At 50.7% G+C, this 8,388-nt stretch carries 8 protein-coding genes; 4 read left to right on the top strand and 4 right to left on the bottom strand.

Annotated elements, in window-relative coordinates; all coding sequences use genetic code 11:
* Positions 1-160 precede the first annotated feature (160 nt).
* Positions 161-940, bottom strand: coding sequence for a uroporphyrinogen-III C-methyltransferase (cobA, locus tag ACT3R4_RS18000; RefSeq protein ID WP_441680209.1), 780 nt, complete (start codon positions 938-940; stop codon positions 161-163).
* Between the two features lie 317 nt (positions 941-1,257).
* Here cobA and ACT3R4_RS17995 point away from each other — a divergent pair, with 317 nt between their 5' ends.
* The 4 genes from ACT3R4_RS17995 (at position 1,258) to ACT3R4_RS17980 (ending at position 5,423) form a co-directional block, all read left to right on the top strand.
* The gene (locus ACT3R4_RS17995; RefSeq protein ID WP_441680207.1) at positions 1,258-2,154 is read left to right on the top strand and encodes a GGDEF domain-containing protein; all 897 of its coding nucleotides are present in this window, start codon (positions 1,258-1,260) and stop codon (positions 2,152-2,154) included.
* A gap of 33 nt (positions 2,155-2,187) precedes the next feature.
* Positions 2,188-2,526 carry a 4a-hydroxytetrahydrobiopterin dehydratase gene (locus ACT3R4_RS17990; protein WP_172118416.1) on the top strand — a complete coding sequence of 113 codons (339 nt, stop codon included), beginning with the start codon at positions 2,188-2,190 and terminating at the stop codon, positions 2,524-2,526.
* Entirely contained in the window at positions 2,527-3,717 is a 1,191-nt protein-coding gene (locus ACT3R4_RS17985; protein ID WP_172118415.1) for an amino acid aminotransferase, read from the top strand.
* A 221-nt stretch (positions 3,718-3,938) separates the two neighbouring features.
* Positions 3,939-5,423, top strand: coding sequence for an NCS2 family permease (locus tag ACT3R4_RS17980; RefSeq protein ID WP_441680205.1), 1,485 nt, complete (start codon positions 3,939-3,941; stop codon positions 5,421-5,423).
* A gap of 35 nt (positions 5,424-5,458) precedes the next feature.
* Here the strand turns inward: ACT3R4_RS17980 and ACT3R4_RS17975 are convergent, their stop codons facing one another.
* From ACT3R4_RS17975 to ACT3R4_RS17965, 3 genes are all read right to left on the bottom strand, one after another.
* Positions 5,459-6,745: an MATE family efflux transporter gene (locus ACT3R4_RS17975; protein ID WP_441680210.1), complete on the bottom strand. Its 1,287-nt coding sequence runs from the start codon at positions 6,743-6,745 to the stop codon at positions 5,459-5,461.
* Positions 6,746-6,888: 143 nt separating this feature from the next.
* On the bottom strand, positions 6,889-7,473 hold the full coding sequence (locus ACT3R4_RS17970) for a YceI family protein (protein ID WP_087107653.1): 585 nt from the start codon (positions 7,471-7,473) through the stop codon (positions 6,889-6,891).
* A 176-nt stretch (positions 7,474-7,649) separates the two neighbouring features.
* A complete protein-coding gene (locus tag ACT3R4_RS17965; RefSeq protein ID WP_441680203.1) occupies positions 7,650-8,207 on the bottom strand; it encodes a cytochrome b in 558 nt (185 codons plus the stop codon).
* Positions 8,208-8,388 lie beyond the last annotated feature (181 nt).

The following is an 8,388-nucleotide window of genomic DNA, read 5'->3' as shown; positions in this document are numbered from 1 at the left end:
ATTAGGCTCTGTCTGAAAAGTGTCTGCGCTCGACAATACGGCGTTAAAAATTGGCTCAAAATACTCATTTACACATGTAAACTCCGTTTTTTCGCCAATTTTTGCCTTGTCTTGTCTTCGCTCGTCGACTTTTCAGACAGACCCTAGCCAAGCCCACCTTCTACTGTAGATCATTATGAGCGGGAGCTTCGCTTGGATGCGCATTTTTGAACCACGCAAGCTTTGTGTGCAGTGAAACCACACTACCAATAATTAAAAGCGCCGGTGATTGAATACCACCTGTCGTCAAGGCCTCAGGCAGCGAGGCCAATGTTCCCGTATGGATTTGCTGTTCAGCCATCGTCCCTTGCTCAATCAACGCCAGAGGCGTATCACGCGACATCCCATACGCCATCAACTTTTGGCTAATCACACCAACGCTGTTTAGCCCCATATAGAAAACCAGTGTTTGGTTTGGCTTTGCTAACGCTTCCCACTCCACTGCCTGCTCATCATCCGCCCAATGCCCCGTCACAAAATGGACAGCCTGTGCATGATCACGGTGGGTAAGCGGAATGCCAGCATAAGCGGAGCATCCTGAGGCGGCGGTGATACCGGGAATAACCTCCACCGCTACTCCATGAGTGATTAGCGCCTCCAGCTCTTCACCGCCGCGACCAAAGATGAACGGGTCACCGCCTTTAAGCCTTACGACGCTTTTGCCCTCAATGGCCCAGTCGACCAAGCGTTGATTAATCTCCTGTTGAGGAACGCTATGCTGCGACCGGACCTTTCCAACATAGAAGCGCTGCGTATTGCTCGGCAGTAGCGCCAAAATAGCGCTACTAACCAAGCGGTCGTAAAGCACGACATCTGCTTGCTGAAGGCGCTTGTAGGCTTTTAAGGTTAATAACTCTGCATCGCCAGGACCTGCGCCCACCAGGCTAACAAAACCACTCATTCCACCTCCTGACAAAATTCATAGTTGTACGGTGTTTACGCGCTCAAATGCGACCAAAACCACAACAGAGTCACTAACAAAAGAACACCCAAGCACACATATAGAAAAATACTATTTAATAAAATACTATTTAATTAAATTTACGATTTAATACATCATTACACTTATAACATCACTTTTAATTCATAAAAGTTATTTACTAATAATATTTTAGCATAGATGGAGTGCTGATTTGTCAGCAATAGCTTACAACCCCACTACCCAAACAAGGCTAAACTTCATAAGTAACTGCTGGCAGTCGTTTTGGAGCATCGTGCATGTCCGTTAATGACCACCCCGAACGCTTGAGTGCAAACATTATCATTCCAATGATACCTGGCGTGATTTTTCAATTTTATCGCTCAACCTCGGGCCATATGAAATTCCCCTACCTTGAGGGTGGGGGCGATTTACTCAACCATATTGATCGCATCCAACTGGCTAACGATGCAGGCGAATTACTTGAATACTTAACGGGATGCGAATTTCCGAAGGTCATGTCGGCTATTGAGCGTTCGGCACGCTGGATGAAACCACTGACCACACGCTTTAAACTACCGACCCCTAACGAAAAATCGCGTTGGATTGCAGTCTGCGCCAATCCAGAAGCCGCTGTTAATGGCGTACGCTGGACAGGCGTTATGATGGACATTACCGAGCAAGTATTTGAAGAGCAACGGCTAAGGAAACTCTGCGACACCGACACCCTTACAGGCCTCCCCAATCGGCGTAAATTAATGATGCATTTATCTCACTTAGCATCATTAAGTGCACGTCACTGCACACCACTATCGATCATGATGATCGATATTGACCACTTTAAACTGCTCAATGATCGCTGGGGGCATCTGAAAGGGGATAGCGTACTAAAGCAGCTGGCCACAGAGATGACACGCCTTTTGCGTTGTGAAGACATGGTGGCGCGCCTAGGCGGAGAAGAGTTTATGGCAGTGTTACCGCTCACCCCGCTGCAACAATGCCATAAGCTTGCCGATCGATTGCGTGAAGCCATTTCCCAGCACGATTTTGGTGTCGGTGTGGGTGAAGTCACACTGAGCATCGGTGTCGCGGAATATCGCTATGGTGAACCTTTAACCAGCCTAATTGAGCGTACTGATAAAGCGCTTTATAGCGCCAAGGACGTTGGTCGTGATTGCGTTTGCCTACTTTCATGACTAGCGCTACGTCGATTTTATGAGGGAATGTATATGCTCAGGCTTGCACAAACCATCTGTGAACCCTGCTCGAAAGATACCCCGCCGCTAGATAAAAGCGAGTGTCAGGCTTATCTTGAGCAATTACCGGAGTGGCGGATTGTCGAGCACGATGGCATCATAAAGCTGTCACGAAGCTTTTCGTTTTATGACTTTGCCAAGGCGCTGACATTTACCCAGCGTGTTGGCGAGATAGCAGAGCAGGCCGGACACCACCCCATGTTAATCACCGAATGGGGTAAAACCACCGTAATGTGGTGGACACATCGTATTAATGGCCTGCATCTTAATGATTTCATTCTTGCCGCCAGAACCGACGAGGTAGCTGAGTAAATGTTTGAGCATATTGAGCGAGTCCCTGGAGATGCCATTCTCGGGCTGATCGAAGCTTTCAAAAAAGATACCAATCCGCAAAAGGTTGATTTGGGCGTAGGGGTTTACCGCGATTCAAAGGGTACTACACCGGTAATGCGCGCAGTCAAAGAAGCTGAAGCTCGCCTGCTCAAGAATGAAGCCACCAAAACCTATATCGGTTCGCACGGGGCGCCCGCCTACAGCAATGTCGTATTGCCCATGGTGCTGGGTAGCGACTCCCCCGTACTGGAAGCCAAACGCGCCAGCGCTACTCAATCCCCCGGCGGTACCGGTGCGTTACGCTTAGCGGCTGACTTTATTGCGACTCAGCTACCCCATAAAGGTATTTGGGTAAGTGACCCGACGTGGCCCAATCACCACGGTATTTTTACGTCTGCGGGCATAGCGCTGCATAAATATCCGTATGTAGATGCTGATAACCGCCTCGATTTTTCAGGCATGCTGGCCGCGCTGAAAAAAATTCCTGAAGGCGACGTCGTGGTGCTGCATGCGTGCTGCCATAACCCGACCGGTTTTGATCTATCCCAAGAGCAGTGGCAGGAAGTGCTGGTCGTTCTACGTGAACGTAAGCTCCTACCGCTCGTTGACTTCGCCTACCAAGGGTTTGGTGAAGGGCTTGATGAAGATGCCTACGGCGTACGCCTACTGGCCGAACAGCTGGACGAAGTGATTATCACCAGCTCCTGCTCGAAGAATTTCGGTATTTACTGCGAGCGCACTGGCTGCCTTATCATGGTCGCTAAAGACGCGGAGCAGATGGAGAATGTGCGTTCTCAGGTGGCCATTGTGGCCCGGGAAAACTACTCCAACCCGCCTGCTCACGGCGGCGCCATCGTAAGCGAAATTTTAAACGATGCCGAACTGACCACCATGTGGCGTGAAGAACTCACCGAAATGCGTGACCGTATTAATACGCTGCGCCGCGATTTTGTGGAAGCCCTGAAACCCTACGGCCTGGATCAGAAATATGCTTGTGTTGCTGAACAGCGCGGCATGTTCTCCTACACCGGGCTAACGCCTGACCAGGTAGATCGCTTACGCGATGAGTTTGGCATTTACATGGTCCGCTCTGGACGCGCCAACGTTGCGGGCTTCTCTCATGAAAATCTCCCTTACCTTGCCAAAGCAATTGCAGCGGTTAACGACTAACCGCGTTGCCTAATGCTTTACTCGGCGCCCAGGCTTTGCCTGGGCGTTTTTGTATCTTGGGAATGGTTGTATTGTTGTGTACAATTGCGCGCTTGCCGCCAGAGCCAAGGCCGCCCGTGCGGCGTCCTGTTCAGCGCCAACCTGACCGATCAGTCAACCCCACCTGGGTCTATCTGCCTAACGGTTTGCACTGTTAAACTCTTTTATTAACGAGGCTTTCCATGGCGGCAGCCAGCACACATTACCCTTGGTATAAAAAAGAAGACACCGATGCCTTCTTTGCTCTCTTCCAAAACAACATCGCCAACTTTATCGTTATCGCGATTACCATGCTGGGCATGGGCTTCCCTTCCTCGATCGTCTATGGTCAGGTGCTACCAGGAGCGGCCATTGCCGTTATGGTCGGCAACTTCTATTACGCCTGGAGCGCTGCACGCTTAGCCAGGAAAGAGAGCCGTACCGACGTCACCGCCCTTTCATACGGCATTTCTACTCCGGTTATGTTTGTATTTTTATTTGGCGTACTGTTACCCGCCAAGCAACTGACCGGTGATACCGAGTTGGCCTGGAAGGTTGCGGTGGCTGCCTGCTTTATTAGTGGCGCTATTGAAGCGGCGATTAGCCTGATTGGCCGATGGGTGCAGTATCACCTGCCACGGGCTGCCATGCTGGGGGCTGTCGCGGGGGTAGCACTAACGTTTATTGCCGGTGAGATGTTATTTAAAACACTGGAAGTACCGGTCATTGGCCTTCTCGTGCTGGCTATTATTATCGTTGGCCTGGTAGCCCGGGTCAGCATGCCCTTTAAGCTACCTACCTCGCTGTTCGCGATTATTGTTGGCACGGCGATGGCTTACTTGATTGGTGATGCTGGCAGTGAGCGCTTCAGCGATGCATTTACGCACCTGGGCTTTTACCCGCTACTTCCCAACCTGGCCTGGTTTGAAGGTCTGGGGTTGCTATTTACCGGTATGCTCGCTGTTCTAACCGTTGTTCTTCCTATTACGCTTTATAACGCCATTGAGACCATGAACAACGTTGAAGCGATGGAGGCAGCTGGCGACAAATACGACGTCCGCGAATGTCAAGCGGTTGACGGCGTAGGTACCATGATCGGCGCACTATTTGGCGGCGTTTTTCCTACTACCGTGTATATCGCCACGGTAGGCGCAAAGTGGATGGGCGCCGGGCGCGGTTACAGCTTATTGAACGGTGCTGTTTATGCGCTGGCCACCATGACAGGATTAATTGCAGCCTTGGCCGCCATTATTCCCGTTTCGGTGGTAGCGCCCATATTAGTCTTTGTGGGCATGTCGATGATTGCCACGGCATTCCAGGCCAACGATACGCGCTACTATCCCGCCGTCGCACTCGCCATGCTGCCCTACTTTGCTAACTATATAATGACGCGCTTTAGCCGTAGCGCAGGCGAAGTGGTTAGCGATATTTCCAGTGCCATTGTGGTGATGGGCCAAGGGGCCATGTTTATGGCTATTTTGTTGGGCGCCATGACGGTGTCGGTGATTGATCATCAGTTTCGGCGCGCTGCTGTGTTTGCCTTGATTGCAGCAGGCTTTTCATTTGTGGGCTTAATGCACGCACCTCAACTTGCATTGAACGCCGCGCCACAATTTGTACTCGGCTACTTGGCAATGGCGCTCCTATTTGCCTATTTCTCGTTCCAGGAAGCGCCGCACAAGCGTTAATTGCCTATGTATTAATTACCCATTTATGAATCACCTTAGCCGTTATATCCCGCCTGCCGTTGCGGGCGGGATAATATACGTACCAATACGGCCCATGCAGTTAAACCCGCCAACAGATTGCCTATTGCGGCGCCAGCAGCCAGCCCCCACCAGCCAAAGAGCAGAGAGCCTACCCACAGGCAAGGCAAATAGCAGACAAAGAGCCGTGCACTGGAAAGCAGCATGGCGCGCAGTGGCCAGCCCAACACATTTCCCGCCGATACCACCAACATACATACCCCTAGCGCAGCATAACTTGGCAGCAAGAAGCGAATCAGTAGTGTGAGTTCGCTTTGCACGTTAGGCGTTCCCGCCAGAGCCATCGCGAGCCAAGGCGCACCCAAGGCAAGTATCACGCCAAGACCTAGCTGCCATATAACAGCCACTTTAAGCGCCAAGCGTATTAACTGCTGAATTTGCCCCCAATCCCCGGCCCCATAACAGCGTCCCAACCAAGGCGGAAGCGACATAGTCATCGCCAATATGACCATCAGCGAAAGCGTTTCCAGGCGGCTTGCCAGTCCCCACGCTGCCACTTGGGTATCGCCAAGCCCAGCGACAACGGCAATGGTTAACATGCTGGCAAGAGGTGGCATCAATTGGCTCACCATCGCGGGAGCGGCAATGCCCACATAAGGGCGCCAGGAGTGCTTGGCCTCATCCAAGAGCCCAACGTTAGACACCCATTGCTTACGTATCAGCGCCTGGCTCGTAATCACTAACCCCAAAGTGAATGCGATACACGTTGCCCAGGCAGCCCCAGGCAGCCCCAAGCCCTCCCAGGAGCCAACACCAAAGATCAGCAGTGGATCGAGCACCAGGTTGGCCACACTGCTAAGCACCATCATCTTACCCGGCAGCTTGGTATTACCGTGGGCACGAAATACGCTATAGATAAAATAAAGCACCGCACCCAGCCAGGCTGAAAAAAGCTGCGGCCCCCAATAAATACGGATGTAAGAAAGCGCCGTGTTATCTGCACCTAACAGACGAAAAACAGGCTCATGGAAAAGCCATAAGCCTATGCTCAGCACACCAATCACGGCTCCCCCGGCAAGCAATACCAGGCTGGTTAAGCGCTTTGCTCTCGCATGCTCATCAGCTCCCAAGGCTCGAGAAATAAGCGCCGCAATGGCAATGCCCATCCCCACTTGGATCCCAATAATTAAGAAGGAGAGTGGAAAGGTAAACGATTGCGCTGCCAAAGGTGCAGTGCCAAGGCGAGCGACAAAAGCACTATCAACAAGCTGAAAACCCAATAACGCCAGTACCCCGATGGCCATTGGCCAGGTTTGGCGCCATAGAGTTATTGCCAACTTGCGCTGACTCAATACAGTGCTCAAACCGGTAACTCCTTCATTTGCAATGTTTATAACCAAAAGCGCCATCGCCCCTTGGGGCGATGGCGCTTTTTAACACGGATGACTTACTGACGGATACCTTCAAACGTCACATAAAGCTCTAGCTCGTGCATGGGCTCGGGGAAATCGCTCAGATCGATACCATAATCGCCCAGATTAAGCATTGTGCTGCCTTCAAAACCGGCACGGTAATTACCCCATGGATCTTCACCCTGACCGATTAACGTAACAGGCATTTCAATTTCTTGCGTCTCACCGTGTAACGTTAAATCACCCGTCACAACACCTTCGTTGTCGCCTGTTGATTCAAAGCTCGTCGAGACAAATGAAGCGGTTGGATATTCGCTTGCATTCAGGAAATCACTGCTCAGAATGTGACGGTCACGCTCAGCATGGTTAGAGTTCAAGCTATTCACCTGAACCTCAAACTCAACAGCAGAAGCGTCTGCATCGTCTTCGTCGTAAGAGAGTTGGCCATCAAATTCTTCAAAACTACCCAGAATATAAGACATACCAAGATGGCTAATTTTAAACTGTACGAAAGCGTGCTGGCCTTCGGTATCAACGTTATAATCAGCTGCCTGAGCCTGGCTTAATGGCACCAATGCAGCCGCGGCAATAGCAGATGCAACAACACTTTTCTTCAACATCATGGTTATCTCCTCTCTTTCCTTAGTAGACACAGAGAATTTTTTATTTTCTCCATGCTTGAAAACGCGATTCCAGCCAGTATTTACGAGTTTGCTCACCAAGCTCGAAGTACTTTTTAATGAGTACTTTTTAATGAGTACTTTTCAATTAGTACTTATGTATTAGCATTTATCGCTTATGAATGCTCAGATCGGCGCACCGGATTAACCATACGCACCAGTGTAGCGTGTCGATCAATCCAGTGATGTTTAAATGCGGCTAACGCATGTCCTACTGCCAAAACTACCAATGTTAATGCGCTGTACCAATGAATATCACCGGCGATGCTGGCCTGATTAGGAAGGCCATGCAGTAATGCAGGCACATCAAACCAACCGAAAATGCTAACACCCCGGCCATTAGCCGTAGAAATCATATAACCGCTAAGCATGACAAGAAGCAAAACGATGTAGAGCGCGATATGGCCCAGATGAGCCGCCAAGACTTCGAAACGGCTGCCTTCACCTGCCGGCGTCGGCTGCAGTAAGCGCCACGCTATGCGTGCAACCGTGGCTATCAACAGTAACATGCCAATTGAGCGATGCACCCATGGCCCCTGATTGTACCAACTATCGTAGTAACCAAGCCCCGTCATCCACCAGCCCAATATAAACAGGCCAATAATTGCTATGGCGCTAAGCCAATGAAACAGAATACTCACGAGACCCCAAGTGCGCTGCGTGTTCCGCCACATTCTTTTCTTCCTCGTTACTACCACACAAACGCTATGCTGACTCGCCTTCCTGTCAAGCATGCTCAAGTGTTGGCATTTCGCTCATGGCTATCGCAGGCCTGCTCTTATCGAAGTCAAGACAGTGCGAGAGCGCCCGTTAATCACAGCAGAGCCCCCATCAAAGCGCTCAGCTGAATACTAT

This window comes from Halomonas sp. AOP7-E1-9, from assembly GCF_052376035.1.
GTDB lineage: Bacteria > Pseudomonadota > Gammaproteobacteria > Pseudomonadales > Halomonadaceae > Vreelandella > Vreelandella citrativorans.
The sequence above is the reverse complement of the archived record's forward strand: the minus strand, read 5'-3'. Positions and strand labels throughout refer to the sequence as shown.

Bases quoted from the DNA above. Each gene is read 5' to 3' on its own strand.
- ACT3R4_RS17980 (WP_441680205.1), top strand. From the start codon at position 3,939: ATGGCGGCAGCCAGCACACATTACCCTTGGTATAAAAAAGAAGACACC.
- ACT3R4_RS17985 (WP_172118415.1), top strand. From the start codon at position 2,527: ATGTTTGAGCATATTGAGCGAGTCCCTGGAGATGCCATTCTCGGGCTG.
- cobA (WP_441680209.1), bottom strand. From the start codon at position 940: ATGAGTGGTTTTGTTAGCCTGGTGGGCGCAGGTCCTGGCGATGCAGAG.
- ACT3R4_RS17970 (WP_087107653.1), bottom strand. From the start codon at position 7,473: ATGTTGAAGAAAAGTGTTGTTGCATCTGCTATTGCCGCGGCTGCATTG.
- ACT3R4_RS17995 (WP_441680207.1), top strand. From the start codon at position 1,258: ATGTCCGTTAATGACCACCCCGAACGCTTGAGTGCAAACATTATCATT.
- ACT3R4_RS17975 (WP_441680210.1), bottom strand. From the start codon at position 6,745: ATGGCCATCGGGGTACTGGCGTTATTGGGTTTTCAGCTTGTTGATAGT.
- ACT3R4_RS17965 (WP_441680203.1), bottom strand. From the start codon at position 8,207: ATGTGGCGGAACACGCAGCGCACTTGGGGTCTCGTGAGTATTCTGTTT.
- ACT3R4_RS17990 (WP_172118416.1), top strand. From the start codon at position 2,188: ATGCTCAGGCTTGCACAAACCATCTGTGAACCCTGCTCGAAAGATACC.